We start from the raw sequence: 503 nt of genomic DNA on the forward strand, positions 1-503 counted from the left end.
TTTGCTCTTTAAAAATCTGGATCAAGCTGAAAATTGAAACGACACACTGTGTCTGCTCTCCGTAATAAGAGCAGATAAGCGGTGTGTTCGAGTCTCTCAAATTTTCGCAACACTGTGGGTGTTTTACGAAACATCTTCGGGTTGTGAGGTTAAGCGACTAAGCGTACACGGTGGATGCCTAGGCAGTCAGAGGCGATGAAGGACGTGCTAATCTGCGATAAGCGTCGGTAAGGTGATATGAACCGTTATAACCGACGATTTCCGAATGGGGAAACCCAGTGCAATCCGTTGCACTATCGTTAAGTGAATACATAGCTTAACGAAGCGAACCAGGGGAACTGAAACATCTAAGTACCCTGAGGAAAAGAAATCAACCGAGATTCCCCCAGTAGCGGCGAGCGAACGGGGAACAGCCCAGAACCTGAATCAGCGTATGTATTAGTGGAAGCGTCTGGAAAGTCGCAGGGTACAGGGTGATACTCCCGTACACAAAAGTACATACA

1 rRNA gene is annotated in these 503 nt (G+C 47.1%); it reads left to right on the forward strand.

Annotated features, from left to right (window positions below):
- Positions 1-147: 147 nt before the first annotated feature.
- Positions 148-503, forward strand: a 23S ribosomal RNA gene (locus tag AC07RN_RS20960); the annotation flags it as partial.

This window comes from Lelliottia sp. GFLA7 (assembly GCF_056490165.1).